Origin of the sequence: Mycobacterium sp. OAS707 (assembly GCF_014873705.1) — a bacterium.
Classification (GTDB): Bacteria; Actinomycetota; Actinomycetes; order Mycobacteriales; family Mycobacteriaceae; genus Mycobacterium.
The window spans coordinates 750,949-777,246 of sequence record NZ_JADBDS010000002.1 but is presented as its reverse complement, the minus strand read 5'-3'; the positions used below and the strand labels follow the sequence as shown (position 1 = coordinate 777,246).

At 65.7% G+C, this 26,298-nt stretch carries 23 protein-coding genes; 17 read left to right on the top strand and 6 right to left on the bottom strand.

Annotated features, from left to right (window positions below; translation table 11 throughout):
- Positions 1-2: 2 nt before the first annotated feature.
- The 8 genes from GGC64_RS14585 to GGC64_RS14550 all read left to right on the top strand — a co-directional run bounded on the left by GGC64_RS14585 (position 3) and on the right by GGC64_RS14550 (position 11,994).
- Positions 3-2,768 (top strand): helix-turn-helix transcriptional regulator, encoded by a 2,766-nt coding sequence (locus GGC64_RS14585; RefSeq protein WP_192723209.1) that lies wholly within the window; start codon positions 3-5, stop codon positions 2,766-2,768.
- Positions 2,769-2,830: 62 nt separating this feature from the next.
- Positions 2,831-5,641, top strand: a complete 2,811-nt coding sequence (locus tag GGC64_RS14580) for an AAA family ATPase (protein WP_370582105.1) — start codon at positions 2,831-2,833, stop codon at positions 5,639-5,641.
- 48 nt (positions 5,642-5,689) lie between these two features.
- Complete coding sequence (locus tag GGC64_RS14575; protein ID WP_192723208.1) at positions 5,690-6,343, top strand: HD domain-containing protein; 654 nt, start codon at positions 5,690-5,692, stop codon at positions 6,341-6,343.
- Between the two features lie 12 nt (positions 6,344-6,355).
- Positions 6,356-6,823 carry a hypothetical protein gene (locus tag GGC64_RS14570; RefSeq protein WP_192723207.1) on the top strand — a complete coding sequence of 156 codons (468 nt, stop codon included), beginning with the start codon at positions 6,356-6,358 and terminating at the stop codon, positions 6,821-6,823.
- Positions 6,824-6,825: 2 nt separating this feature from the next.
- Positions 6,826-8,289 carry a catalase gene (locus tag GGC64_RS14565; RefSeq protein WP_192723206.1) on the top strand — a complete coding sequence of 488 codons (1,464 nt, stop codon included), beginning with the start codon at positions 6,826-6,828 and terminating at the stop codon, positions 8,287-8,289.
- 3 nt (positions 8,290-8,292) lie between these two features.
- Positions 8,293-8,853 (top strand): sigma-70 family RNA polymerase sigma factor, encoded by a 561-nt coding sequence (locus GGC64_RS14560; RefSeq protein ID WP_192723205.1) that lies wholly within the window; start codon positions 8,293-8,295, stop codon positions 8,851-8,853.
- 455 nt (positions 8,854-9,308) lie between these two features.
- Positions 9,309-10,985 carry an acetolactate synthase large subunit gene (locus GGC64_RS14555; RefSeq protein WP_192723204.1) on the top strand — a complete coding sequence of 559 codons (1,677 nt, stop codon included), beginning with the start codon at positions 9,309-9,311 and terminating at the stop codon, positions 10,983-10,985.
- Between the two features lie 46 nt (positions 10,986-11,031).
- The gene (locus GGC64_RS14550) at positions 11,032-11,994 is read left to right on the top strand and encodes a helix-turn-helix domain-containing protein (protein ID WP_192723203.1); all 963 of its coding nucleotides are present in this window, start codon (positions 11,032-11,034) and stop codon (positions 11,992-11,994) included.
- On the opposite strand, the gene GGC64_RS14545 is transcribed toward GGC64_RS14550, so the two are convergent.
- On the bottom strand, positions 11,995-13,083 hold the full coding sequence (locus GGC64_RS14545; protein WP_192723202.1) for an SAM-dependent methyltransferase: 1,089 nt from the start codon (positions 13,081-13,083) through the stop codon (positions 11,995-11,997).
- A gap of 48 nt (positions 13,084-13,131) precedes the next feature.
- Positions 13,132-14,088, bottom strand: coding sequence for an SDR family oxidoreductase (locus GGC64_RS14540; protein WP_370582104.1), 957 nt, complete (start codon positions 14,086-14,088; stop codon positions 13,132-13,134).
- An 89-nt stretch (positions 14,089-14,177) separates the two neighbouring features.
- Here GGC64_RS14540 and GGC64_RS14535 point away from each other — a divergent pair, with 89 nt between their 5' ends.
- Entirely contained in the window at positions 14,178-14,846 is a 669-nt protein-coding gene (locus GGC64_RS14535) for a TetR family transcriptional regulator (RefSeq protein ID WP_370582103.1), read from the top strand.
- Positions 14,847-14,859: 13 nt separating this feature from the next.
- Positions 14,860-15,594: an SHOCT domain-containing protein gene (locus GGC64_RS14530; protein ID WP_192723200.1), complete on the top strand. Its 735-nt coding sequence runs from the start codon at positions 14,860-14,862 to the stop codon at positions 15,592-15,594.
- A 22-nt stretch (positions 15,595-15,616) separates the two neighbouring features.
- On the opposite strand, the gene GGC64_RS14525 is transcribed toward GGC64_RS14530, so the two are convergent.
- A complete protein-coding gene (locus tag GGC64_RS14525) occupies positions 15,617-16,246 on the bottom strand; it encodes an MBL fold metallo-hydrolase (RefSeq protein ID WP_192723199.1) in 630 nt (209 codons plus the stop codon).
- Positions 16,243-17,331: an S-(hydroxymethyl)mycothiol dehydrogenase gene (locus GGC64_RS14520; RefSeq protein WP_192723198.1), complete on the bottom strand. Its 1,089-nt coding sequence runs from the start codon at positions 17,329-17,331 to the stop codon at positions 16,243-16,245. Before GGC64_RS14520 ends, GGC64_RS14525 begins: the two co-directional genes overlap by 4 nt.
- A 40-nt stretch (positions 17,332-17,371) precedes the next feature.
- Between GGC64_RS14520 and GGC64_RS14515 the strand changes: the two genes are divergently transcribed.
- The 5 genes from GGC64_RS14515 to GGC64_RS14495 all read left to right on the top strand — a co-directional run bounded on the left by GGC64_RS14515 (position 17,372) and on the right by GGC64_RS14495 (position 21,620).
- The gene (locus GGC64_RS14515) at positions 17,372-18,139 is read left to right on the top strand and encodes a class III extradiol ring-cleavage dioxygenase (protein WP_192723884.1); all 768 of its coding nucleotides are present in this window, start codon (positions 17,372-17,374) and stop codon (positions 18,137-18,139) included.
- 22 nt (positions 18,140-18,161) lie between these two features.
- Complete coding sequence (locus tag GGC64_RS14510; RefSeq protein WP_192723197.1) at positions 18,162-19,232, top strand: class I SAM-dependent methyltransferase; 1,071 nt, start codon at positions 18,162-18,164, stop codon at positions 19,230-19,232.
- Positions 19,233-19,234: 2 nt separating this feature from the next.
- Entirely contained in the window at positions 19,235-20,164 is a 930-nt protein-coding gene (locus GGC64_RS14505; protein WP_192723196.1) for a homocysteine S-methyltransferase family protein, read from the top strand.
- A 10-nt stretch (positions 20,165-20,174) separates the two neighbouring features.
- Entirely contained in the window at positions 20,175-20,999 is an 825-nt protein-coding gene (locus tag GGC64_RS14500) for a serine hydrolase domain-containing protein (RefSeq protein WP_192723195.1), read from the top strand.
- A gap of 108 nt (positions 21,000-21,107) precedes the next feature.
- Positions 21,108-21,620: a DUF3145 domain-containing protein gene (locus GGC64_RS14495; RefSeq protein WP_192723194.1), complete on the top strand. Its 513-nt coding sequence runs from the start codon at positions 21,108-21,110 to the stop codon at positions 21,618-21,620.
- Positions 21,621-21,629: 9 nt separating this feature from the next.
- Here GGC64_RS14495 and GGC64_RS14490 read toward each other — a convergent pair whose 3' ends face one another.
- Together GGC64_RS14490 and GGC64_RS14485 are read right to left on the bottom strand one after the other, a co-directional pair.
- Positions 21,630-22,544 (bottom strand): diacylglycerol kinase, encoded by a 915-nt coding sequence (locus GGC64_RS14490; protein ID WP_192723193.1) that lies wholly within the window; start codon positions 22,542-22,544, stop codon positions 21,630-21,632.
- A complete protein-coding gene (locus GGC64_RS14485) occupies positions 22,541-24,121 on the bottom strand; it encodes an FAD-binding oxidoreductase (RefSeq protein WP_192723883.1) in 1,581 nt (526 codons plus the stop codon). Before GGC64_RS14485 ends, GGC64_RS14490 begins: the two co-directional genes overlap by 4 nt.
- Before the next feature lie 59 nt (positions 24,122-24,180).
- Between GGC64_RS14485 and GGC64_RS14480 the strand changes: the two genes are divergently transcribed.
- Positions 24,181-24,759: a TetR/AcrR family transcriptional regulator gene (locus tag GGC64_RS14480; RefSeq protein WP_192723192.1), complete on the top strand. Its 579-nt coding sequence runs from the start codon at positions 24,181-24,183 to the stop codon at positions 24,757-24,759.
- Positions 24,756-26,294 carry a glycerol-3-phosphate dehydrogenase/oxidase gene (locus GGC64_RS14475; RefSeq protein WP_192723191.1) on the top strand — a complete coding sequence of 513 codons (1,539 nt, stop codon included), beginning with the start codon at positions 24,756-24,758 and terminating at the stop codon, positions 26,292-26,294. The genes GGC64_RS14480 and GGC64_RS14475 overlap by 4 nt, the downstream gene beginning before the upstream one ends.
- The last annotated feature ends 4 nt before the right edge of the window (positions 26,295-26,298 follow it).

The window sequence follows — 26,298 nt, the reverse complement described above, 5'->3', positions numbered from 1 at the left end:
CCATGTCGACACCGCCGCCAGACGGTCCGGCAACCAAGTTGACCGGCCGTCGTTCAGAACGCGACGTGCTCGACCAACTGGTGGCAGCGGTGCGGACGGGCGAGAGTCGCGCCCTGGTCGTGTACGGGGACGCCGGTGTGGGCAAGACCGCACTCATCGACCACCTGGCGGCGCGGGTGCCGGACTGCCGAATCGTGCGCACCGCCGGCATCGAATCGGAATTGGAGTTGCCGTTCGCCGGCCTGCATCAGGTGTGCGCGCCGATGCTGGACCGCCTCGTGGAGGTGCCGGAACCACAGCGGCAGGCGCTGCAGGTCGCATTCGGGATGGCGGCCGGGTCGGCGCCCGATCAGTTTCTGATCGGTCTGTCGGTACTCGGACTGCTCTCCGCCGGGGCTGACGACCGGCCGCTGCTCTGTTTGATCGATGATCATCAGTGGCTTGACCGAGCGTCGGCGCAGGTGCTGGCCTTCGTCGCGCGCCGGCTCGGGGCCGAGTCGGTAGGCATGATATTTGCCACCCGCACACCCGCCGACGAACTGGCCGGCCTGCCGAAGCTGCGAATCGATGGGCTATCCGACGCCGAAGCGCGGGAGCTCCTGGCCACCGTCATTCCAGGGCGGATCGACAATAGAGTTCGCGATCAGATCGTCGCAGAGACCCGCGGCAATCCGCTTGCCCTGCTCGAACTGCCTCGCGGTCTGTCTCCTGCGAACTTGGCCGGAGGCTTTGGATTACCCACTGCTGCAACGCTTTCCGGCGCAGTCGAGGAGAACTTTCGCCGCCGCATCACTGCCCTGGCCGCCGATACTCGGCAGCTACTCGCCCTCGCGGCTGCTGACCCTACCGGCGACCCAGGCCTGGTGTGGCGTGCGGCCCGGCGCCTGGGGTTGGCGGCAGAAGCGGCCGGCCCCGCGGTCGAGGCCGGCATCGCGGAGATCGGCACGCGCGTCCGGTTTCGCCATCCGCTGGCCCGTGCGGTGGCCTACTGGTCGGCCTCCCTTGACGGTCGGCGAGCAGCGCATGGCGCGTTGGCCGAAGAAACCGATGCCACAGTCGATCCCGATCGGCGGGTGTGGCATCGGGCCGAGGCGAGCCCGGGCCCCGACGAGGAGATCGCCGCGGAACTGGAGCGATCCGCTGAACAAGCGCGAGCCAGGGGCGGACTGGCCGCTGCGGCCGCGTTCCTGGAACGCGCAGCTTTGCTCACGCTCGACTCCGCGGGGCGGGCGGCACGCGCGCTCGCCGCGGCCGGCACGAAATTTCAGGCCGGCGCGTTCGACGCGACGACAGAGTTGCTGGCCATGGCCGAGAGCGGCCCGCTGGATGAAGCGCAACAGGCCAGCCTCCAACTGCTCCGCGGCGCACTCGCCTTCGCAACAAATCGCGGCGGCGACGCTCCTGCGCTATTGCTCACCGCGGCAAAGAGATTCGAACAGATCGATGCCGGCCTGGCCCGGCAGACCTACCTGGACGCGATCAACGCAGCCGCATTCGCCGGACGACTCGCAGCCCCCGGCGGTCACGTCGTCGAGGTGGCACGAGCCGCCGTGCGGGCGCCGGCGCCCACCCAGCCGTCGCGGTCCTCCGATCATTTGCTCGACGGCCTGGCAACGAACTTCGTCGCCGGATACGCGGCGGCCGTGCCCGCTCTTCGTGACGCGCTGGCGACCTTCGGCCAAGACATGTCGCCGGACGAGGAACTGCGGTGGATGTGGTTGATCAACCTCGCAGCCCTGCACTTGTGGGACGACGATCATTGGGATCCGCTGTCCAGTCGCTATCTTCACCTTGCCCGGGCTAGCGGCGCACTGAGTGAGCTTCCGTTGGCGCTGAGCACCCGCGCCATGTTGCTGTTGTTCGCAGGTGATCTTTCGGCAGCCGGCGCGCTGGTCGACGAGCAAGAAGCAGTGACGGAAGCGACCGGCGGCAATCTCGCGCCGTATGCCGCCATGCGCCTGGCAGCGCTGCGTGGGGACCAGAGCGAGGCATTTGCGTTGATAGCCAAGACCGCGCGGGAGGTGCCCCTGCGGGGAGAAGGTATTGGGACGGCAGTCGCCGAGTGGACCCGAGCGGTTCTGCATAACGGACAGGGCGAGTACCCCGAGGCGATGGCGGCTGCCGAGCAGGCGCTGTACCACCAGGAGTATCCCGATGTTCGATATCCGGGCGTGGCGAATTGGGCGGCCGCCGAGCACGTCGAGGCCGCGGTCCGCAGCGGGATGACCGACGCCGCTTCGCAGACCCTGGAGTGGATCGTCGAGATGACCGGCGCCAGCGGCACGAACTGGGCACTCGGTGTGGAAGCGCGCTCCCGTGCGCTGATAACCGAAGGCGACGAAGCCGAAAACCTCTACCAGGAAGCCATCACTCGCTTCGGCGACAGCCGCGTGCGAACCGAACTGGCCCGCGCGCACCTGATCTACGGCGAATGGCTCCGCCGCGAGCGCCGACGCGTCGACGCTCGCGAGCATCTGCGAACGGCTCACCAAATGTTCGAGTCCATGGGTATGGCCGCATTCGCAGAACGCGCGAGTCGCGAACTGCTCGCCACCGGCGAGACGTCCCGTAAGCGCACTGTCACCCGCACTCCGGAATTGACAGCGCAGGAAATTCAGGTCGCTCGATTGGCGCGCGAGGGATTGTCCAATCCGGAGATCGCCACCCGCTTGTTCATCAGTTCCAAAACCGTTCAATATCACCTGCGCAAAGTCTTCACCAAGCTCGATATCTCGTCGCGCAGCCAGCTGGAGTACGTCTTGAACTAACCCAGTCCGCGCTAGCCAGTGGTGGATGCGAGCAATTGTCCGCATGCACCATCGTCGACACTGTGACGAGCGTCGATGGCCCGGCGGAACGACGGCCGCGCACGCCCACGCCCTCAATGCCGATTCGGGGACGTGCACCCGAAATTGACGTCATCAAGTCGCTCATCTCGTCGTTGCACCAGGGTTGTGGCGGCGTACTCGTCGTGGAGGGGTCGCCGGGAATCGGCAAAACCCGCCTGATGGCTGAGGCGAAAGTCATCGCCGAAGCAGCCGGCATGCGGGTGCTGGTCGGCCAGGCCTTCGAGTACCAGCAGACAGTCCCGTTCTTCGCTTTGTTCACGGCGACCGTGTATGCGGACCCGCCTGTCGGCGATCCGGATGCGCTACGCCGACTGGGCAATTCGCCCGATCTGCACTACTGGGTGGTGCATGATCTGCGCACCGCCATCCGCGCCGCTGCGGGCAATACACCAATGGTGATCCTGCTCGAGGATATTCATTGGGCGGATACCGGCACGCTGATGGCGCTGCGAGCGCTGACGGCGATCCCTCACGAGTCACCGGTGCTCTGGATACTCAGCTCGCGAACGGGCGCCGGCGGCCCCGCGGTCGCCGACACCCTCGGCGAACTGGAGCGCCGAGGCGCGCGGTTCGTCCGGTTGTCGCCGATCGGGCGTGAGGGAGTGATCGACATTGTCGAAGACGCGGTCCGGGCTCGTGCCGATGTCTCGCTGCTGAGGCTGGCCGGTAAGGCACACGGCAACCCGTTCTTGATCACCGAATTGCTCGGCGGGTTGCTCGAGGAAACCCGGCTGCACGTCACTCGAGGCTGCGCCGTGGCTCATGGCGACAATCTGCCGCGGCGGTTGAGCACCAACATGAGTCAGCGATTGGACGCCTTGTCAGACGAGACGAAGGAAGTCATCCAGATCGCGGCGGTGCTGCCAGAACGGTTCACCGCGGCGCTGTTAGCGCAGATGCTTGACCGGCGACCCGCGGCGCTGATGTCAGCGATAGAAGAAGCCGTGCGTGCCGATCTGCTCGTGGAGGACGAGGATCAGCTGAGGTTCCGGCACGACCTGCTGCGTGATGCGACACGTCAGTCGTTGCCCACCTCGCTGCTGCGCGCGATCGAGCGACAATCGGTGACCGTCATGCTGCAGATGGGCGCTGCGCCAGCGGAAGTGGCCACCCAGCTGGCGCGCAGCGCCGACGTCGGCGACCAGGCGGCCATCGCGACGTTACGCGAGGCAGCGCGATGCGTAGCGGCCAGCGACAAGAGTGCCGCGGCGGAGTTGAGCCGACGTGCGCTCGAACTGCTGGCTGGCGACGACCCACAGCGGGGCTCGCTGGTCGCGGAAACCGTGTGGCTGTTGAATCATTCAGCGAGATGTCAGGAGGCCGAGGAACTGGCGGCCGCAATGCTGGCGCAGCTATCGCCTGAAGATCAGGCGAAGGCGCGTCTACGCATCCCCGCCCCCGGCGACTCGCTGGAAACCCGTGTGTCAGAGAACCAGCGTGCTCTGCAGCTGAAGAGCATCAGCGACGTGACGCGATCACGTCATCAAGCCTGGCTGCTGTGCAACCACGCCGTCAGTGGATTGCCTGCCGACGAGGCGATCATCGCCCCGGCGGTCGCGGCCGCTGCGGCCACTGACGACACGGAGACACGGGTCATCACCGAAATATCGCTTGCCATCCTCGAATACGTCCACGGCCAGCCACTGCGTGCATTGCAAAGGTTGGAAGACCTCGACCCTCCCGCACGCAACGACGATCCCAGCTTCGCACTCGTTCTGGCAGGTGTGCACCGATGCAATGTGCTGTGCTTCATCGGCCGCGCGGATGATGCTGCTGCCCTGGCGCTGCCCGGCTTCGAAGTGGCCCAGCAAGATTGCAGCGATGTCGCCACTGCCCTATGGGCACTGAAGGTCGCAGCCATCCACTTCGCTGCCGGACACTTGGCCACTGCACGACGAACGCTCGAGAGGGTTGCCGCGCCCTTATGGGGTGCCACGAGCGAGATGAGCATGAACCGGTGGCTGATCCTGGCCGAGGTGGCCGCGCACACCGGTGACCGCGAGTCACTGCAGGAAGCAGTCGTCGCGGTGCGTGCAGCCAATCCCCATGGTGCGACCCTGGTCAGTCGGGGCGCAGCATACGTGCTCGCCTTGGCCGCGTGGCATTGCGGTGATGTACACGAAGCGGCACATTGGCTCAGCCGTGACGGTGGTGAAGTATTGAATCCGTTGTGGCCGAATGCTTTCGATAGGTTGATCAGCACCGCCCGGGTGGGCGTGAGCACTGGTGACGCGTGGCTGAGGGCTCGCGTGCTGAGCAGTCTTGAACTACTCGCGCCAAGTAGCGAGGACATCCCCATTTTCCAGGCCGTCACCGGCTACGCCAGAGGCATCTTGGAATGCGATGGCGCTGCGTTGGCCTGTGCAGCTGCAGCGTTACGGGCGTATCGCCCGTTGCTGTCCGCATCAGCAGCAGAAGACGCCGGTGTCGCCTTGGCCAGCGTCGGCAGGAACGCAGCAGCGGTCGACCAGTTCAACACGTCATTCGACGCGTTCGTCGAATGTGAGGCAGCGGCCGACGCGCACAGAGTCGCTCGCCGCCTGCGATCGATGGGCGTGGTGCGGCGAGTTCAAGCCCGGCGTGAGAAGACCGGCTGGGACAGCCTGACCGACGCCGAGATGAGGGTTGTCAACCTGATCGCCAATGGCGCGACCAACTCTGACGTCGCAAAGCAGCTGCACCTCTCGCCGCACACGGTGAAATCCCATGTCCGCAACGCCTTCACCAAACTCGGTATCAACTCGCGCGGCCAGCTTAGAAATCACCCGGCGGGTGATGTTGCTGCTCGATGACCGGCGGCACAGTGAGGAGTACACGCCTGACCGAACGGAGATTGACCCATGGCCACCGAAACATTCGCCTCTGTCGCAGGAATAACTGTTCCTGACACGCCGTTGACCCGCGACGTCACCGACTTCATCAGAGGTGCAGAGGACGACCTGTTGTTCGACCACTCACGCCGGGTGTTCTTCTTCGGCGCCCTGCAGGGTGAACGGCGCAACCTCAAGCCCGACCTCGAATTGCTCTACGTGGGCGCGATGTTTCACGACCTTGGGCTGACAGAACCGTATCGAACATCCTCGAGTCTTCGGTTCGAGGTAGACGGCGCCAACGCAGCCCGTGACTTCCTGCTCCAACACGGAGTCGACGAAGCCGAGGCGCGCCGAGTGTGGCTGAGCATTGCACTGCACACAACACCAGGGGTACCGGAGTTCCTGGACCCGGAAATCGCTTTGGTCACCGCAGGCGTCGAGACAGACGTGCTCGGTTTGGGCCGAGACGATCTGTCGTCGGAATCACTGATCGCCGTCACGTCCGCGCACCCGCGGCCGGACTTCAAAAATCGTATTTTGCAAGCGTTTACCGACGGGATGAAGCATCGTCCGCGCAGCACCTTCGGCACGATGAACGCCGACGTGCTGGCCCACTTCGATCCGTCGTTCGTCCGAGACGATTTCGTGACGATCATCCTCAACAACAGCTGGCCGGAATAGTCGGGTGCTGCCATGACGAAAACCTCCACCCCGACGCTGCGGCACGACCTGGCGACGGTGCTCGGCGAGCTGTTCAACCTCCATGTCCAGGCCGTGGAAGCGCACGCACACTTCAGCGGAACCAGATTCATCGGCATGCAGAATCGCCTGGAAGCAGTCGTGCGCACCGCCCGAGAGGCCAGTGATGCGGTCGCGGAGTTGGTGCGCGGGTCCGACTACGACGGTGTCCGACGCTTCATCATCAACGAAACCCCCGTCGCTGTACCAACGTTGAGGCCGGGGGAACGATGTGCAACGGCTGCAGTGATCATGATATCCCAGCGAATATCCCTCGCCCTCAGCACTATTCGGTGTGTCTATGAGCAGATAGGCGCCACCGACCAGTTGATCGCCGACCTCCTCGGCGAGATCGGGCAGATGGTCGAATGGCAGGGCCTGCTACTGACGGCAGAGTCGCGACGCATGAATTCGAGAGCCTAGTAATGAATCAACACAAGGGCATTGCCACGACAACGGATGCTGGCGCACCGGTGGCCAGTGACGGCCACTCGCTGACCATCGGGCCTGACGGCCCCATCCTGCTTCATGACAACTATCTGATAGAGCAGATGGCGAACTTCAACCGGGAGCGGACACCCGAGCGGCAGCCACATGCCAAGGGCTCCGGTGCCTTCGGCTATTTCGAAGTGAGCGCGGACGTCCGGACCTATACCCGGGCTGCCGTCTTTCAGCCCGGCGCCAAGACGAATACCCTGGCCCGCTTCTCCACCGTGGCCGGGGAGCGCGGCAGCCCAGACACCTGGCGCGACCCGCGTGGGTTCGCGCTGCGGTTCTACACCGCGGAGGGCAACCTCGACATCGTCGGCAACAACACCCCGGTGTTCTTCATTCGGGACGGGATGAAGTTCCAGCACTTCATTCGATCGCAGAAGCGCCGCGCCGATACCGGCATGCGCGACAACGACATGCAATGGGACTTCTGGACGATGTCGCCGGAGAGTGCACATCAAGTGGCTTGGTTGTTCGGCGATCGAGGCATTCCGCGGACGTGGCGGCACATGCACGGTTACGGCAGCCACACGTACAGCTGGATCAACGCCGATGATCAGATCTCTTGGGTCAAGTACCACTTCATTTCCGATCAGGGCATCGAGTACCTAGAGCAGGCGGAAGCCGACCGGTTAGCCGGCGTCGACGGCGATTACCACCAGCGCGACTTGTACCAGGCGATCAAGCGTGGCGACCATCCGAGCTGGACGCTGAAGGTTCAGATCATGCCGTTCGAAGACGCCAAGAGCTATCGCATCAACCCGTTCGATCTGACGAAAGTCTGGCCGCACAGCGACTATCCGCTTCTGGAGGTCGGCAAGCTCGTCTTGAGTCGTAACTTCACCGACCATCACACCGAGATCGAGCAGGCCGCCTTTGCCCCGGCGAACCAAGTGCCAGGGACCGGATTGAGCCCCGACAAGATGCTGCTGGCCCGCACGTTCGCCTACGGGGACGCGCATCGAGCGCGTATCGGAGTCAACTACAAGCAGATTCCTGTCAACGCACCGAGAAACGAAGTTCACAGTTACTCCAAGGACGGTCGGATGCGCGTCGAGAACGCGTCCGACCCGGTGTACGCACCGAACTCGTACGGCGGACCGCAGGCCGACCCACAACTTACCGCCGAGGCCCTCTGGTACGCCGACGGGGAAATGGTGCGTACCGCATACACGTTGCGGCCGAACGACGACGACTGGACACAAGCGGGAATTTTGGTCCGAGAAGTGATGGACGCGCCTGCTCGTCATCGGTTGGTCCACAATGTCGCAGAGCATCTCTGCAACGCCGTGTCCGAGGAGGTGCTGCAGCGTGCATTCGAGTATTGGAAGAACATCGACAAAGAGGTCGGCGACGAGATCGAATTAGCCGTTCGCGGTCGCGGCGTGCAGGAGTAGGGCATGCCGGCGCAAATGCAGGACACCGAACGCTTCTGTCGCCTCGTCATACCGCTCGGCGACCAGATATTGGCTGCGGCAACGACTCTCACACGCACTCGACAAGACGCGGAAGATCTCGCACAGGAAGTGATGTTGCGTGCTTATGCGGGATTTCACACCTTTCGTGACGGCACCAACGCCAGGGCATGGCTGTATCGGATCTTGCACAACACCTGGGTCAGCCAATATCGCAAGACGAGGTGTCGCCCGGATGAGTTCGCGGTGGGAGACATTGCCGATCTGCACTCGGCTGCCACGTTGCGGACGTGTGCCGCTCGGTCGGCCGAGGAGTCGGCCTTGGACTCGATGACGGACGGTGACCTGCGGGCGGCGTTGGCCGCGCTGCAGGAAAGCGTGCGTACGACCGTGTTCTACGCCGATGTGCTGCAGTTCAGCTGCAAGGAGATCGCCGCGATTTCAGATTGCCCGGTCGGCACGGTGTCGTCGCGACTCGCTAGAGGACGTAAACAGCTGCGGAACAGTCTGATCTCGCAGCCAATCAGTCGCGTGTCAGCTGCATGACGACCTTCCGGCGGCGGCGGTCTCGCAGCGGATGCCCAACTGTCACAGTGGCCGCCTCGCTCGCTGTCTTCGCGGTTGTCATCGCCGCCCCGGCATCCGCTGATGATGCCCAACCTCACGGCGGAAGCAACCAGTCAGGCGCCGCTGCAGCCCCTGACGACGGAGTAGCCGCCGGGCCGAGCCGTGATCCGCCTGCGTCGGGATCCGACAAGCAATCCCTCGTGCCTTGGCAGTGGGTCGAATTGGAACCGGGCCATGACAAATGCAAGCGACGCAAGGCGTGGCCGCTGCCGTCGTGGTGCTACGGGCTGAGTAGTTGGCCGGTGCTGAAGGCGCAGGCCGTCACTGCCAAAGTGATTGGGATCCGCGCCCATAGCGGGAGTCGTCCAGCCGCGCGTCATAGATAGGTGACAACAACCGCTGGAGGTGTTGGCGGCCAATGCCATCATTGGTGGGTGACCACCGGTGCACATGTTGTGATCGACCGCCTGATCGCGGGCGAAGTCGACGTCTGTTTCGCCAACCCCGGCACATCGGAGATGCATTTCGTCGCTGCGCTGGACTCCGCTCCTCAGATGCGAGCGGTGCTGTGCCTGTTCGAAGGAGTGGTGACCGGCGCAGCGGACGGGTACGCGCGCATCGCGGGTAAGCCCGCCGCCACCCTGCTGCATCTGGGGCCGGGCATGGCGAACGGATTGGCCAACCTGCACAATGCGCGACGAGCGCACAGCCCGGTTGTCAACGTCGTCGGCGATCACGCCACCTATCACCAAAGACTTGATGCGCCCCTGCAATCCGACATCGATGTGCTGGGGCACTGGCTGACAGGTACGGTGCATCGGCCCGGGTCAACCGCAGAGCTCTCAGCGACCGTCGACCGGGCCATTGCCTCGGCGAATCTCGGCCGTATCGCGACGCTCGTCTTGCCGGCCGACCTGTCGTGGGGTGACGCGCAAGCCGACGCATCCCCATCGGCACCACTGACCGATCGCGAGCGCGAGATCGTACAGTTGCTTTCGCAGGGACACTCCATTCGCGAGGTCGCCGAGCAGCTGACCGTATCGACCAGAACGGTCGAAGGCCACGTGTATCGCGTGATGACAAAACTCGGTCCACGAAGTGAGTGGGCGACCGGAACGCGCGAGTCAGCCGACGTGGACGTCGCAGGTGCCGCGGAATTGCTGAAAACGTACGGGGAGAAAGCAGTGCTGCTGCTGGGCGGACCTACCACCGCCGCGTCCGGTCTGCGTGCCGCGGCGAGGATCTCGGCAGCCACCGGCTCTCGTGTGCTCGTCGAGACGTTTCCCGCCCGACTGGCGCGGGGCCGAGGTGTGCCGGACATCGCGCGGCTCGGCTATTTCGCCGAAATGGCGCAGGAACAGCTCAGGGGCGCAAGGCATTTGATCCTTGCGGGCGCGCGGTCCCCGGTCGCCTTCTTCGCGTACCCGAACCTGCCCGGCGATCTGGTGCCCAGTGGTGCAAAGGTGCACACGGTCCCGGCCTCACGCCTGGCGGACGTCGCCGACCGTCTGGCCGCCCCAGCATTTGTCGAGTCCCCATCCAGTCCGACGCAATTACCAAGCGGGCCATTGCGATCCGACAACTGGGCCTCAGTCATCGGCGCGCTGTTGCCCGACAACGCGATCATCTCCGACGAGGCCAACACCAGCGGTCTGCTGCTGCCCGATGCGACGGCCGCGTCACCCCCGCACGATGTGCTGACGCTGACCGGAGGTGCGATCGGACAAGGACTGCCGGTCGCGGTCGGCGCCGCCATCGCCGCGCCGCACCGGCCCGTCGTCGCACTGCAGTCCGACGGCAGCGCCATGTACACGATTTCGGCGTTGTGGACCATGGCTCGCGAACGACTCGACATCACCGTCGTCATCCTCAACAACCGCGCCTACGCGATCCTGCAACTCGAGTTGCAGCGCGTCGGCGCCACTGCGGGCGGCCCGAAGGCGCAGTCGCTGCTCGACCTGTCCAATCCGAACCTCGACTTCGTCGCCATCGCCGACGGGTTCGGTGTTCGCGCCACTCGGGCCACCACCGTCGAAGAACTCGCGACCCAATTCAGCGCCGCGATCGCGGAGCCAGGACCGCACCTCATCGACGCCGTATTGGCCAGATAGAGGCCTGCCGCCGTGATATTGCCATCGCGGCTGCTACTGTCGGGCTGTGCACACCATCGCGGTACTGGCCTTGCCGGACACGATCGCGTTCGACTTGTGCACCGCCGTCGAAACGTTCGGTCGGGCAGTGCTGCTGACCGGCGAACCGGCCTACCGGGTTCTGGTGTGCGGCGCTGAACCCGTCGTCACCGCCGGCCCCATGCGCATCGCCACCGACCACGGCATGGACGCCGCGGCCGAGGCCGACACGATCGTGGTGCCCGGCCGCAACGACGTCACCGTTGCCACGCCCGATCATGTGCTGCGCGTGCTCAAGGCGGCGTATGAGAACGGCGCCAGGATCGCGTCGATCTGTTCGGGCGCCTTCAGCCTTGCCGAAGCGGGACTGCTGGACGGAAGGCGCGCGACCACTCACTGGTTGGCGGCCGAGGAGTTTCGTGCCACGTACCCAGCGGTGGACCTCGATCCCGACGTTCTCTACGTCGACGACGGCCAGGTGCTGACCTCCGCGGGTGCATCGGCGGGCTTGGATCTGTGCTTGCACATGGTGGCCCGCGATCACGGCGCCGCCGTAGCGGCGCACGCCGCACGCCTCGCCGTCGCGCCGTTGCATCGAAGCGGGGGACAGGCGCAGTTCATCTTGCGAAATGTGGCTCCCGCCAAGCACATTGCCGAGCGCACCGAACTCGACGATGTGCTGGCATGGATCGAGCAGCAGGCGCATCGCGACCTGACGCTCGGCGACATCGCCACCCGGGCCGCCATGAGCGTGCGCACACTGAACCGCCGCTTTCAGGCCGAGACGGGTCAGACACCGATGCAGTGGGTGACCGGCGTTCGCATCCGGCATGCTCAGCAGCTACTGGAGGGGACCGCCCACGCCATCGAAAAGATCGGCCGCGACGTCGGATTCAGCTCGCCGGCCAATTTCCGTGAGCAGTTCCGGCGGCTCACCGGAGTGCCGCCGCAGAGTTATCGCAACACGTTTCGCGACCGGATGGCCGGCTGATCATCTGGGCTTGGGCCGCTTCCACAGCACCACCTGAGCCAACGGAATCTGCATCTCCTCCGGCTCCGCGGCCATCCGCGCCGCGACACCGGCCTCCAGCCGCTCCATGAACTCGGCGCACCGCGGATCACTTCGTCCGCCGTCGAGCGCGCTGGCCAGCGTCGGGAACACCGACGCCCTCGCGAACGCCGCCCACTGGACGCCGAAAGCCTTGGCGTCATGGTCGACTCGGTACTGGGACCAGAACCGGTCCTCGGCGTTGAACACCTCGAGGTGCTCGATTTCGAGTCGCTCGAATCGACCCTTCGGCGCGAACGGCGACAAGAAATCCGCCGCCCGGCGAGACACCATCGGAATGCACATACGGTAGTGCTCGTCCTCGGTGAGCAGACCCTGAGCCACGAGGTCGGCGAGTTCGGCGATCATGCCGCGGAACAACGGCCGGTGTCCGAACTCGCCGTCGTCGCCAACCGCCGTTGTCAGCACGACAAGGCGCCCGCCGGGGCACAGTTCACGACCGCGGAACGCGACGAACTCATGCCAGTCGATCGCCGCCTGCCTGGCGTAGGCCGCCTTCACACTTTCGTCTTCGCTGTAGGACACCTGTAGGTGGTCGGGCACCGGTGCGGGCACCTTGCCGAGCCACTGGATCGCCCAAGACGACCAGCCAAGGTGGACGCTGTTGGACGGCAAAATCTGGTGGTAGAACGACCGGCCGATCGCCGATGCGAAGCACGCCGCATCCTTCTTCAAGTACGAGTCGGGGTCGTCGTCGAGCGTCTGGAAGAGCACGGTGAAGTCGTTGTCGGCCACGTCTGTGTGCGCGACCAAGATTGAATGTTCGGGCCGGGTCCGCTTGCGCAGCACTGCAATTGCCGCGCAGATCGGCAGCAGGGAATTGTGACCGGTTGACGCCCCGTAATCGGCGATCACGATCGGTTGCGGTGGCCGGGGAAGTGGGACGGTTTCGGCCGCGTCTTCCAAAAGCTTTATCGCTACCGGTAATCCGGCTGCTTGCAGCCGTGAGCTGGCCGTATAGGAACCGCTGTTCATCGGCTCCGGCCGTACGACGATGCTCGATTCGGGCACACTACGACGGTAGCTCCCGGATGCGGCGAGCGCCGACGAAGGCCCGGTTCAGTCTGCCGTCGGGTAGCTCACCCCGGTCAGTTGCTCGGAGAGCTCCCACAACCGGCGGCAGTCGGCCTCGTTCCTGGAGCGATCGAGGATCTTGGCGTCGGTGACGCCGCCGCCTGCGAGTTCGAGGAAGCCATGCGGGCCGTAGAACGCCTCGCCCTTCGCCTCGGGGGATGTCGCGGCGTAAAGCGGCGGCAGGATGCCCTCGTCGATCTCCTGCCACATGAACGGCGCGAGCCGCCGGCTCACGCGGTAGAAGCGTTCCAACAGCGTCGGGCTGTCCTTGCCCTGCGAGGGGCCGCTGAGCTGCAGGTTCGTCTTACACAGGCCGGGGTGTGCGGCGTTCGAGACGATGCCCCATCCGCCGCGTCGGCTCCTGCGGTCCAACTCGATCGCGAACATCAGATTCGCTGACTTGGACTGTGCGTAGGCGCCCGTCGCGTTGTATCGCTTCTCCCATTGCGGATCGTCGAACTTGATGCCGCCCAACCGGGCCGCCGAACTGCTCAACGACGTCACCCGCGCTCCGTCGGCGGCGCGCAAGAGCGGAAGGACGTGGCCCGTCAGCGCGAAATGGCCGAGGTGATTGCAGCCGAACTGCAGCTCGAAACCGTCCGCGGTCGTCTCCCTCTGCGGCGGCTGCATGATGCCCGCGTTGTTGATCAGGATGTCGATCGGCCTGCCCTCGGCGACGAGTTCCTCGCCGAGCGCCCGGACGCTCGCCAGCGACGACAGGTCGAGACTCTTGATCGTCAGCTTCGCGTTCGGCACCGTCGCGCGGATCTGATCGGCGGCGACTTCGCCCTTCACCCGATTGCGGATGGCCATGATGACGTCGGCGCCTGCAGCGGACAACCGTGCGGCCAACCCGAGACCGAGGCCGGAGTTAGCCCCGGTCACGACGGCCAGCTTGCCGGACAGGTCGGGAACGGTGACGTCGCGTTCGTTGGTGGCCACGGATTTTCTCCTTGCATCGGCGGGATAACCGAACAATAACGAACCATCGGTCTGATAACAAGAGCCCATTGGTCTGATAACTTCTAGCTGTGACGTTTCAGCGCGCACGGCGGCCCGAACAGCTGGCGGCCCGCCGCTCGGCGATCTTGACCAGCGCGCGCGAAATGCTGGCCGAGAAGGCGGTGGCCGACATCAGCCTGCGCGAACTCTCCGATCGAATCGGCCTGGCCAAGTCCAATGTGCTGCGCTACTTCGACAGCCGGGAAGCGATCTTCCTCGAAATCCTCGACGAGGAGTTTGCCGGTTGGCTGGCGGACCTCGAGGCGGGACTCGGCAGACCGCGGGCGAGGAAACCCAACTACGCCAACGAAATTCGCGTCGCAACGATGATCGCTGACTCTCTCGAGGGCAGACAGTCGCTGTGCGAGTTGGTCGCGTCGATGGCCGTCGTGCTCGAACGCAACATCTCCTATGACTTCGCGCGTGACTTCAAGGCGCGTGCGACGGCGCGAATAGCAGAGTTGGCCCAACTGGTCGCTACCCACCTGCCGTGGCTGCCGCGCGACTTCGCGGACTTCTTCGCCGAGGGCGCGTTGACCCTGCTCGCGGGGATGTATCCGTTCTCAGTGCCCACCGAACCGGTCCGCGCGGCGATAGCCGAGTTGGGCATTACTGAACCTGAGCAGCGGTTCCGCGACGGCCTTCGCATCGGATTGTCGACGTGGCTGATAGGCGCCGCGGCGCAAACCGGGGCGTGACAGACTTTCGCGCATGCGCAAACGGGTCGGGCCTCGGATCGCGATTCTCTCCGCCGTCGTGGCGTTGGTTGTCGGAGGCGTCGGCCTTATCGCCATGCTGATCCTCAACGCGTTCGTGCTCGACGAGTTCGACGCTTACGGCGAGGTGCCGGTCCCCGGTTCGACCAGCCTGCACCTGCCGGCCGGTGAGGTGACCGTCAGCTTTCACACGATGGTCACGGGCAGCCCCTCGAGCGGGTTTCCCATTCCGGACCTGAAGTTCTCGATCACGCCGCAGCACGGCGGCGCCAAACCCCAAGTGACCGAAAGCGTGGGCGGCACAACGACGGTGAACAGCGACACGCATGTACAGGTGTGGCTGCTGCAGGTCCCGCAAGGGGGTGACTACGACGTCGTCACGGACGGAAATGTCAACGGCTACATCGATCCTCGGCTCGCGTTCGGCCACGGCAGTTCCTACGGATGGTTGACGTGGTTGTTCGGCGGGATTCTCGCTCTCGGCGTAGTGGAGCTTGTGGTGGGGTTGTTCTGGTCGGCCCGTTCCGCGAAGGCGGCCAGACCGCTCACTCCTGAGGAGACCGTGCACCTCGACGAGCCATCGTGGAGCGACGGACCGGTGGCGAGCTACGCACCGAGCGACCAGGGCGTGCGACTGGAGCAGCTGCGACAGCTTGCGGCACTGCGTGATTCGGGCGCATTGACCGAAGCCGAATTCGAGAACGAGAAGCGCAGAATCCTCGAGCGCTGAACATCCCGCGGAGGAGTTGGGTCTAGTGGCCGCGGGCCACCCATTCGTCGTAGTGCACGATCTCGTCGCCGATGGTGGTCGAGTCGCCGTGGCCGGTGTAGACCACCGTCTCACCCGGCAGCGTCCCGAGTCGGCCCGAGATCGATTCGAGGATCGTGGGGAAGTCGGAATAGGACCGACCCGTCGCGCCGGGCCCACCTTGGAACAGCGTGTCGCCGGAGAACACCGCGCCCAGTTCAGGGGCATGCCAGCACACCGACCCCGGAGAGTGACCCGGCGTGTGGATCGCGCGCAATTCGTGACCGGCAACCCGCAGCGTGTCGCCGTCGTCAACGGTTCGGAAGTCCTTGTCCGGATGGGTCATTCGCCAGAGCACATCGTCGGCAGCATGTAGCAGCACAGGGGCATCGAGGGCCTCGGCCAACTGCGGCGCGACCGTCACGTGATCGTTGTGCCCGTGCGTGCACACCACCGCGACGACGTGGCGACCGCCGACGGCCATCACGATCGGTCCTGCGTCGTGCGCGGCGTCGAAGACCACCACCTCGGAGTCGTCGCCGACGATCCAGATGTTGTTGTCGACTTCCCAACTGCCGCCGTCGAGTTCGAAGGTGCCGTGGGTGACGACCCGCTGGATTGGACCGCCGTTCACTTCACAACCACCACGCTGCGCAGTACCTCTCCTGCGTGCATTTTGTGGAAGGCGTCTTCGATGTCGCCGAGGCCGATGCGCTCGGAGACGAACTTCTCCAGCGGCAGCCTGCCCTGCAGATACAAACTGATCAGGGTGGGGAAGTCGCGCTCGGGCAGGCAATCGCCGTACCAGGATGACTTCAGCGAGCCGCCGCGAGAGAAGAAGTCGATCAGCGGCATTTCCAGCTTCATATCCGGCGTTGGAACACCAACCAGCACAACAGTTCCCGCTAGATCGCGGGCGTAGAACGCCTGCTTCCACGTCTCCGGTCGGCCGACCGCGTCGATGACAACGTCGGCGCCGTTCCCGTCGGTCAGATCCTGGATGGTCTGCACCGGATCCAGGTCGCGGGCGTTGATGGTGTGCGTGGCGCCAAATCCTCTGGCCCAGTTCAGTTTCGTGTTGTCGGTGTCGACCGCGATGATCCGCTTGGCGCCGACCAACGCCGCACCCGCGATCGCCGCATCACCCACACCGCCGCAGCCGATCACCGCGACGGTGTCGTCGCGGCCCACCGCGCCGGTGTTGACCGCAGCGCCCAGGCCGGCCATCACGCCGCAGCCCAGCAGCCCGGCCACCGCGGGATCGGCGGCGGGATCGACCTTGGTGCACTGCAACTCATGCACCAGCGTCTTGTCGGCGAACGCGCCGATGCCCAATGCCGGGGTCAGCTCGGTGCCGTCGGTCAGTGTCATCGGAGCGCTGGCGTTGAACGTGTTGAAGCAGTACCACGGTCTGCCCCGCTTACACGCCCGGCATTCACCACACACCGCGCGCCAATTCAGGATGACGAAGTCTCCGGGCTCGACATGGGTCACGCCATCGCCGACCGCCTCGACGGTGCCCGCGGCTTCATGTCCGAGCAGGAACGGGAACTCGTCGTTGATGCCGCCGTCGCGGTACGTCAGGTCGGTGTGGCAAACCCCACACGCAAGGATGTCGACCACCACGTCGCCGGGCCCCGGGTCGGGGATGACCACATCCACCAACTCCACTGGATCGCCCTTCTTCCGCGAAATCACACCGCGCACCGTCTGAGTCATGCGTACAACCTAATGGCAGCGGTGGGAGGCTAAAGGGGTGATCCCGGCTCTGTACCTGTCCCATGGCGCACCACCACTGGTCGACGACGCGCTATGGGTTTCGCAGCTGAAGAAGTGGGCGCGCGATCTGCCTGCGCCACGCGCGATCCTAGTCGTGTCTGCCCACTGGGAAGCCGCTCCGCTGACCATCGGGTCGACCTCCACCGAGACCCCGTTGACCTACGACTTCTGGGGTTTCCCGCAGCGCTATTACGACGTCACCTACGACGCACCAGGCGCATCCGACCTCGCCGCCCGGGTCGAAGCGCTGATGCCCGACGACGAACCCGTCGCCCACGATCCCCATCGCAGGCTCGACCACGGCGCCTACGTGCCGCTGACGGTCATGTATCCCGAAGCCAGCATCCCGGTGCTGCAGATCTCGATGCCCACGCTGGACCCGCAGCACCTCCTTGCGTTGGGCCAGCGGCTGCGACCGCTGCGCGACGAAGGCGTGCTGATCATCGGATCCGGGTTCACCACGCACGGTCTGCCATTCCTCGATGACCCGTCGCCCGGAGCCACTCCGCCGGGGTGGTCGACCGAATTCGACGCGTGGGCCAGGGAGCGGTTGTCGGCCGGCGATGTCGACGCGCTGGTCGACTTCCGTCGCCGCGCTCCAGGCATGCCCTATGCCCATCCGACGATCGAGCACTTCTCGCCGTTGTTCGTCGCGCTCGGGGCGTCCGGCGACCCGGGGCAGACGCCCAAGCAGGTCATCGATGGCTACTGGATGGGCCTGGCGAAACGGTCCATTGAACTGATCTGACCCGCCAACCGTTGACGTTGGCATGACGACGCTTGAGCCGAATACCGACACCACCGAGGAATTCGCCGAACGGATGATCGGCGCGATCGACAGCGCCAGCCTGGCCATCCTGCTTTCGATCGGACACCAGACCAAGCTGTTCGACACGATGGCCGGGCTGCCGGCCGCCACGAGCGCGCAGATCGCCGACGCCGCCGGGCTCAACGAACGCTATGTCCGTGAGTGGCTGGGAGGTGTGACCGCGGGCCGGATTGTCGATTACGACCCCACGGCGCAGACCTATTCTCTGCCTGCCCACCGCGCCGCCGTGCTGACTCGCTCAGCCGGGCCAGACAACCTGTCGCGCGTTGCGCAGTTCATTCCGCTTCTGGGCGAGGTGGAACAGAAGATCATCGGTTGCTTCTCCGCCGGCGGCGGGCTGTCGTACCGCGAGTATCCGCGGTTCCACAAGCTGATGGCCGAGATGAGCGGCGAAACGTTCGACGCCGCGCTCATCGACGTCATACTGCCGATGGCCGGCGGCCTCCCTGAGCTGCTTCGTGACGGCGCCGACGTGGCCGACATCGGCACGGGCAGCGGACATGCCATCAACGTGATGGCAAGGGCGTTCCCGGCCAGTAGGTTCACCGGTATCGACTTCTCCGACGAGGGTCTCGCCGCAGCCAGGGCAGAAGCATCCCAGTGGGGACTGACCAACGCGACGTTCGTCGCCAAGGACGTCGCCGCACTGGACGAGGCCGAAACCTATGACGCCATAACCGTTTTCGACGCGATCCACGACCAAGCCCATCCGGCGCAGGTGCTCGCCAACATCTACCGAGCGCTGCGGCCCGGTGGTGTTTTCCTCATGGTCGACATCAAGGCGTCCAGCCAAGTCGAGGACAACATCGGCGTGCCATTCGCCGCGTATTTGTACACCGTTTCGACGATGCACTGCATGAGTGTGTCGCTGGGCTTGGACGGCGACGGGCTGGGCACCGTGTGGGGGCGTCAGCTTGCCACGACGATGCTGGCCGATGCCGGCTTCCGCGATGTCCAGGTGCACGAGATCGATTCGGACCCGATCAACTTCTACTACGTCGCGCGGAAGTAGTGATGCTGCCTCAACTGGGCGGCGACGGCTTGTTCGTGACCGACGGCGGCCTGGAGACAGAGCTGATCTTCCACGACGGCCTCGACTTGCCGTGCTTTGCCGCGTTCCCGTTGCTCGGTGACCCGCAGACTCGCGCCCACCTTCGCCGCTACTACGACCGCTATCTCGCCATCGCGCGGGAGCACGGCGCGGGCTTCCTCATCGAAACCCCAACGTGGCGGGCCAATTCCGAATGGGCGCACCGACTCGGTTATTCCTCCGAACAACTCGACGCCGTCAACCGCGACGCAGTGACGCTGGCCGAAGAGGTGCGGGCGGTCGCGGCGGCCGACGGGGTCAGCGCGGTGGTGAGCGGATGCGTCGGCCCACGCGGCGACGGCTACGATCCGGCGAACGTGATGACGCCGCAAGAGGCCGAGCGCTACCACGCGGCGCAGATCGGCACGTTCGCGACGACCACCGCAGACCAAGTAACCGCGATGACCCTGACCGACGTCAACGAAGCGATCGGCATCGTGCGCGCTGCCGCGGCGGCGGGCATCCCCGCGGCGATATCCTTCACGGTCGAGGGCGACGGTCGGCTACCCGCGGGCCAGCCGCTGCATGAGGCCATCGAGCAGGTCGACGCCGAGACCGGCGCTGCTGCAGCGTATTTCATGATCAACTGCGCCCACCCCGTTCACTTTGCCGATGCGCTCAAACCCGATGGGGCATGGCGGCGAAGACTCGTCGGCCTGCGTGCGAACGCATCCATGAAAAGTCACGCCGAACTCGATGAGGCGACAGAACTCGACGAGGGCGATCCGGTCGATCTCGGCGCCAGGCACGGCGCGCTTCGGGACCGGCTGTCGGCTGTCACTGTGCTCGGCGGCTGCTGCGGCACGGACGCCCGGCATGTGGCGGCGATCGTTTCGGCGTGGCGGGCCAACTAGGCTCCTGCGGGTGACTGCGCTCGATGCGATAGCCGACTGGCCGGTCGATTCCGCTGCCGCCGCCGTGGTCGCGCCGTCGGGTGTGGTCGCTGAGTATGGCGACGCGAAACAGCGCTTCGCGCTGGCGTCGGTGACCAAGCCGCTCGTCGCGCGCGCCGCCCAGATCGCGATCGAAGAGGGTGTCGTCGAACTCGACACCCAAGCCGGGCCAGAGGGGTCCACGGTCAGGCACCTGCTGGCGCACGCGACGGGTTACGCGATGAACTCGCCGGAACTGATCGCCAAGCCGGGTCAGCGCCGCGTCTACTCCAACTACGGGTTCCGGGTGCTCGCCGAGACGCTGGAGCACGCTTCGGGCATCGAGTTCGGCCAGTACCTGGCCGAGGCGGTGTTCGAACCGCTCGGCATGACCGATTCCGAGCTGGAGGGCGGGGCCGAAGCCGCCGGATTCGGGGCGACGTCGACGGTTGCCGACCTGGTGGCCTTCGCGGGGGACCTGCTGCGGCCCAGAACCGTGTCACCGCAGATGCACGCCGACGCTGTTGACGTGCAGTTTCCGGGGCTGGCCGGGGTCTTGCCAGGTTTCGGGTCGCAGCGGCCCAACGACTGGGGGCTTGGCTTCGAAATCAGGGACGCCAAGTCGCCGCATTGGACGGGAGCGTCCAACTCAGGGCGCACGTACGGCCATTTCGGCCAGTCAGGGACGTTTTTGTGGGTCGATCCGGACATGGATCTGGCGCTCGTAGTGCTGACGGATCGCAGCTTCGGCGAGTGGACATACCCGCTCTGGCCAGCAATCTCTGACGAAGTCCTGAGAGAATTCGGGACAGACTAGCGCAACATAGGCCTCACAAGGCACAATGGACACGCACGACACAGCTGTAATTCGGATTCACAAGGCCGCTTGGGGAAGACGTCCCTCGTGGAACCGAAGGAGCAGCAGATGCGTGCAGCGAACCAATTCGCCGACGCGGCGACCGGTGTGGTGTACGTCCATGCCTCACCCGCGGCGGTATGCCCGCACGTCGAGTGGGCGTTGTCGTCGACCCTTCAAGCAAGGGCGAACCTGAAGTGGACGCCGCAGCCGGCCATGCCGGGTCAACTGCGCGCGATCACCAACTGGATCGGGCCGGTGGGCACCGGCGCCCAGTTGGCCAATGCGCTGCGCTCATGGTCGGTCCTGCGGTTCGAGGTGACCGAGGACCCCAGCGAGGGCGTTGACGGGCACCGCTGGTGCCACACCCCTCAGCTCGGTCTATGGAGCGGCGTGATGAGCGCCAACGGCGATGTGATGGTCGGCGAGATGCGGCTGCGTACGTTGATGTCGTCGGGGGCCGACGTGCTGGCGGCCGAACTGGATACGGTGCTGGGCACCGCATGGGACGAGGCGCTTGAGCCGTACCGCGACGGAGGGGACACGGCGGAGGTCAGCTGGCTGAACCGCGGAGTCGGGTAGCCGACGACATCAGCAAGGGAGTCGGGTAAGGATCTGCAGCGCGCCCGGCACTGCTGACACGTCGACCGGCAGCGGGCACACGTACTCGCCGTCGGCATAGGCGTTGATGCCGGGGGAGTCGACGCTGACCGAGCGTGCACGCTCGGTGGTGACGGCGTCGAGTTCGATGTGCGTGCCCTTGAAAACGGTGGGGAACAAGCGAATCAGCCTTGTTCGCGACGTCGCATGCACCATGGTGATGTCGAGTTGGCCGTCGGCATGGTCAGCGCCGGGGCAGATCTGCATGCCGCCGCCATAGCTCTTGGTGTTGCCGAAGGCGGCCAGCGTCAAGTCGGCGACGATCGTCTTACCGTCGTCGAACGCCAGTCGGAACGGCAGCGGCCGCAGCCGTGAGATCTCGGCGACCATCGCCAGGTTGTAGCGCATCCGGCCGTGCGGCCAACGCATACGATTCGTGCGATCGCTGACCAATGAGTCGAAGCCGGCGGCCATGACCGTGCCGAACCACCGCTGTACCCCCGCGTGGTTGTCGATGCGGCCGAGGTCGACGGTTTCCGTCCACCCGTCGGCGACGACATCCGCAGCGGCCTCGGGATCGTTTCTGGGAAGGCCGTATTCGCGTGCGTGGTCGTTTCCGGTACCCGCAGGAATAATGCCGAGCGGGACGGAGCCGAGCGCCAGTGACTGCAACGCCAACGAGATGACACCGTCGCCGCCACACACCACAAGCGCGTCGGTGCCGGCTTTCAACGCCTCGTCGAGCAGCAGGCGCGCGTGATCGGCATCCCTGCCGACGATTTCGCACGCGTCGACGCCGCGCTGCTGAAAGCGGGCGATTGCCCGCTCGGCTGCATGCATTGCGTTGCCGTGCCCCGACATCGGATTCGTCAGGACGGTGACGCGGCCGATCTCGCGTTGTGTCACGGAATGAGCTTGCCGGGGTTGAGAATTCCGGCCGGATCGAGCGTGGCCTTCACGGCCCGCAGCACCGCGACACCGAGGTCGCCGACCTCGTCGTGCATCCACGGCCGGTGGTCGGCACCGACAGCATGGTGGTGGGTGATCGTGGCGCCGGTGCGCATCATCGCATCGGATGCGGCGGTCTTCGCCTTGCGCCACTGCTCGATCGGATTGCCGCGTTGCCCCGCGACGACGGTGAAGTACAGCGATGCGCCAGTCGGATACACATGCGAAATGTGGCACAGCACAAGCGCAGGCGTGCCCGATTCGCCCAGCGAGGTCGTCAACGCTTCCGTGACGGCGGCCTTGAGCGCGGGCACGTTCGACCAACTGGTTGCGGTCTCGAGCGTCTCGCACAGCGCACCCGCCGACAGCAACGAGTCGCGAAGATACGGCGCCCCGAACCGGCCGTGCTCCCACGCCCGCGCGGGCCCCTCACCCAACGACGTGCCGCCCATCGCCTCCAGCAGCGCCCTGGTCTCGGCGTGCCTGCTCTCGGTGTGCGCGGCGGTGCCTTCGAACACGGTGATGGCCAGACAACCGCCGGTGACGCGGTCCTCGCCGATGTTTTCGGTGGTCGCCAGGTTGACGCCGGTTTCGGCCTCGTCGGAGAGTCGGATCACGGTTGGCCCGGTACCGGTTTGCACGACGGCGCGCAGTGCGTCGGCGCCAGTCGTGAAGTCGGGGAACGACCAGGCCTCGTACCGCGTGGTCTCCGGTACCGGATGCACCCTGACGCGAACGCGGGTGATGATGCCGAACACGCCCTCCGAGCCGATCATCAGCTGACGAAGGTCTGGGCCCGCTGCGGACTCCGGCGCGCGGCCCAGGTCGAGCACGCCTGCGGGCGTCACCGTGCGCAGGCCGCGGACCATGTCGTTGAAGCGGCCATAGCCGGCTGAGTCCTGGCCAGACGATCGCGTCGCGGCGAATCCGCCGATGGTGGCGAATTGGAAGCTCTGCGGATAGTGGCCGAGCGAGTAGCCGCGTTCGCCGAGCAGCCGCTCCGCGTCCGGGCCGGTGAGGCCGGCGCCCAGTTCGGCTTCGCCGGACACCTCGTCGAGGGAGTGCAACTGGTCGAGTCGGCGCAGGTCCAGTGAAACCACGGCCTTGAAGTCACCGCGGATCGGGTCGAGGCCACCGACCACGCTGGTGCCCCCGCCGAACGGGACGATGGCGATGCTGCGGTCCGCGCAGAACCGGAGGATCTCGGCCACTTCGTCTTCGCCGCCGGGCAACAGCACCGCGTCCGGCGCGTCCTGTACACCAAAGTCTCTGCGGCGCAACAGATCCAACGTCGACTTGCCCCCGGCCCGCAGCAAACGCGCCCGGTCCTCGACATTGCAGTACTCGGCGCCGACGATCGCCGCGAGCGCGTCGCGGTCCGCCTGCGAGAGCGCCGACGGCCGCAACCGGACCTGGTCGGCCTCGAGCTCGGCGGTGCTCGCGTCCTCGAGCCCAAGTGCCTGCTTGAGCAGCGAGCGGATGCCCTCCGACAGCGGTTTTGCCTCCGCGGGGTCGCCCCATGCGTTCCACTTCATCGGGGGCAAAAGCGTCGTCTGCTGGTCATCTGGACCCGTCATGCGTTACAGTATTACATATGCTGTCAATCCGTAACTCTGGATCGACTGTCGAGTCCCGGATCCTCGATGCCGCCGCTGAGTGCGTGCTGGCGTTCGGCGTCGAGCGAATGACATTGACCGAAATCGCGCGCCGGGCTCGGGTCAGCCGTCCGACCATTTATCGCCGCTGGCCCGATATCCGCTTCGTGCTCGCCGAACTGCTGACCATGCGCATCGCCGGCGTTCTCGACAAGGTGCCGGACCGAGGCTCCGACCGCGAAGCGCTCGTCGAACGCATCGTCGCGGCGGCAGAGCATCTGCGCGCCGACGATGTTGTGATGGCGGTGCTGCACAACGCGCCGAACGTTGCGATGGTCTACATCACCGAACGGCTCGGCACCAGCCAGCAGATCCTGATCGACACGCTGGCGCAGGCAATCAAGCTCGCCCAGGAGGAAGGCAGCATCCGGGCGGGCGAACCGCGGCATCTCGCCGCGATGTGCCTGCTGATCACACAGTCGGCGATTCAGTCGGCGCAGATGGTCGCGCCGATCCTCGACGCCGACGCGCTGGCTGTCGAACTCGCCCACTCGCTGAACGGATACCTGAAACCATGACCGGCTCGACAGCCCTCAATGAAACCCGCCGAGCCACCGAGCTCGCTGCGCTGTCCGACGGCGAACAGCTCGACGTCGTCGTCATCGGCGGCGGCATCACCGGAACCGGTATCGCGTTGGACGCGGCGACTCGCGGTCTGCGCGTCGCTCTGGTCGAGAAGCACGACCTGGCGTTCGGCACGAGCCGCTGGAGTTCGAAGCTGGTGCACGGCGGGCTGCGCTACCTGGCGACCGGCAACGTCGGCATCGCGCGCCGCAGCGCCATCGAACGCGGAATCCTGATGACGCGCAACGCTCCTCACCTCGTCAAGGCGATGCCCCAGCTGGTGCCGCTGCTGCCCGAAATGAGCTCGACGTCAAGGGCTTTGGTGCGTTTCGGATTCGCGGCAGGCGACGGCCTGCGCAGACTGGCCGGCACACCGTCCGCCACGCTGCCGCGCTCACGGTGCATCGATGCGGCGCGTGCGATCGAGATGGCGCCCACCGTCCGCCGCGACGGTTTGACAGGCGGTCTGTTGGCCTACGACGGACAGCTCATCGACGACGCGCGACTCGTCACCGCCGTCGCGCGCACGGCGGCTCAGCATGGTGCGCGCATCTTGACCCGCGTCGCGGCCTCGAACGCGACGGGAACCTCGGTGACGCTGACCGACACGCGCTCCGGTGAGTCGTTCGACGTCACCGCTCGCGCCGTCATCAACGCCAGCGGTGTATGGGCGGGGGAGGTGGACCCCTCGATTCGGGTGCGGCCCAGCCGCGGAACACATTTGGTGTTCGATGCCAAGGCATTCGGCAATCCCGTTGCCGCGCTGACCGTTCCGATACCGGGAGAGATCAACCGGTTCGTATTCGCGATGCCCGAACAGCTGGGGCGGGTCTACCTCGGGCTGACCGACGAAGACGCACCGGGGCCCATTCCCGATGTGCCGGAGCCGACCTCGGAAGAAATCAGTTTCTTGCTCGACACCGTAAACACCGCACTGGATGTCAAGCTCGGTATGGGCGACATGATCGGCTCCTACGCCGGACTGCGGCCGTTGATCGACACGGGCGCAGGCCGCACGGCCGACGTCTCGCGCGAACACGCGGTCGTCGAGTCACCCTCCGGCGTGATCAGTGTGATCGGCGGCAAGCTCACCGAATACCGGTACATGGCCGAGGACGTCCTCGACCGCGCCGTCGCGTTGCGGGGGCTACCGGCACGCCCATGCCGGACCCGAAACCTGCCTCTGGTCGGCGCGCCGTCGAATCCCGTTGCGACCCTGCGCTCTTCAATCGAGGTGCCGGGGTCACTGGTCGCCCGCTACGGCGCAGAGGCGCCCAACGTGATCGCATCTGCCAGCTGTGAGCGGCCGACGGCACCGGTGGCCGAGGGCATCGACGTCACCCGAGCGGAGTTCGAGTACGCGGTCACCCATGAAGGCGCGATGACCGTCGACGACATCCTGGACCGCCGGACCCGCATCGGGCTGGTTGCATCGGACCGTGCCAAAGCGGCGGCCGCAGCCGAGGAGTTGCTGACACAACACGCTTAACCGC

What these genes read in the sequence shown, in the direction of transcription:
- GGC64_RS14530 (WP_192723200.1), top strand. Translation starts at nt 14,860, where the DNA reads ATGCGCAAACGGGTCGGGCCTCGGATCGCGATTCTCTCCGCCGTCGTG.
- GGC64_RS14570 (WP_192723207.1), top strand. Translation starts at nt 6,356, where the DNA reads ATGACGAAAACCTCCACCCCGACGCTGCGGCACGACCTGGCGACGGTG.
- GGC64_RS14565 (WP_192723206.1), top strand. Translation starts at nt 6,826, where the DNA reads ATGAATCAACACAAGGGCATTGCCACGACAACGGATGCTGGCGCACCG.
- GGC64_RS14585 (WP_192723209.1), top strand. Translation starts at nt 3, where the DNA reads ATGTCGACACCGCCGCCAGACGGTCCGGCAACCAAGTTGACCGGCCGT.
- GGC64_RS14560 (WP_192723205.1), top strand. Translation starts at nt 8,293, where the DNA reads ATGCCGGCGCAAATGCAGGACACCGAACGCTTCTGTCGCCTCGTCATA.
- GGC64_RS14480 (WP_192723192.1), top strand. Translation starts at nt 24,181, where the DNA reads ATGCTGTCAATCCGTAACTCTGGATCGACTGTCGAGTCCCGGATCCTC.
- GGC64_RS14575 (WP_192723208.1), top strand. Translation starts at nt 5,690, where the DNA reads ATGGCCACCGAAACATTCGCCTCTGTCGCAGGAATAACTGTTCCTGAC.
- GGC64_RS14475 (WP_192723191.1), top strand. Translation starts at nt 24,756, where the DNA reads ATGACCGGCTCGACAGCCCTCAATGAAACCCGCCGAGCCACCGAGCTC.
- GGC64_RS14485 (WP_192723883.1), bottom strand. Translation starts at nt 24,121, where the DNA reads ATGAAGTGGAACGCATGGGGCGACCCCGCGGAGGCAAAACCGCTGTCG.
- GGC64_RS14520 (WP_192723198.1), bottom strand. Translation starts at nt 17,331, where the DNA reads ATGACTCAGACGGTGCGCGGTGTGATTTCGCGGAAGAAGGGCGATCCA.
- GGC64_RS14495 (WP_192723194.1), top strand. Translation starts at nt 21,108, where the DNA reads ATGCGTGCAGCGAACCAATTCGCCGACGCGGCGACCGGTGTGGTGTAC.
- GGC64_RS14510 (WP_192723197.1), top strand. Translation starts at nt 18,162, where the DNA reads ATGACGACGCTTGAGCCGAATACCGACACCACCGAGGAATTCGCCGAA.
- GGC64_RS14505 (WP_192723196.1), top strand. Translation starts at nt 19,235, where the DNA reads ATGCTGCCTCAACTGGGCGGCGACGGCTTGTTCGTGACCGACGGCGGC.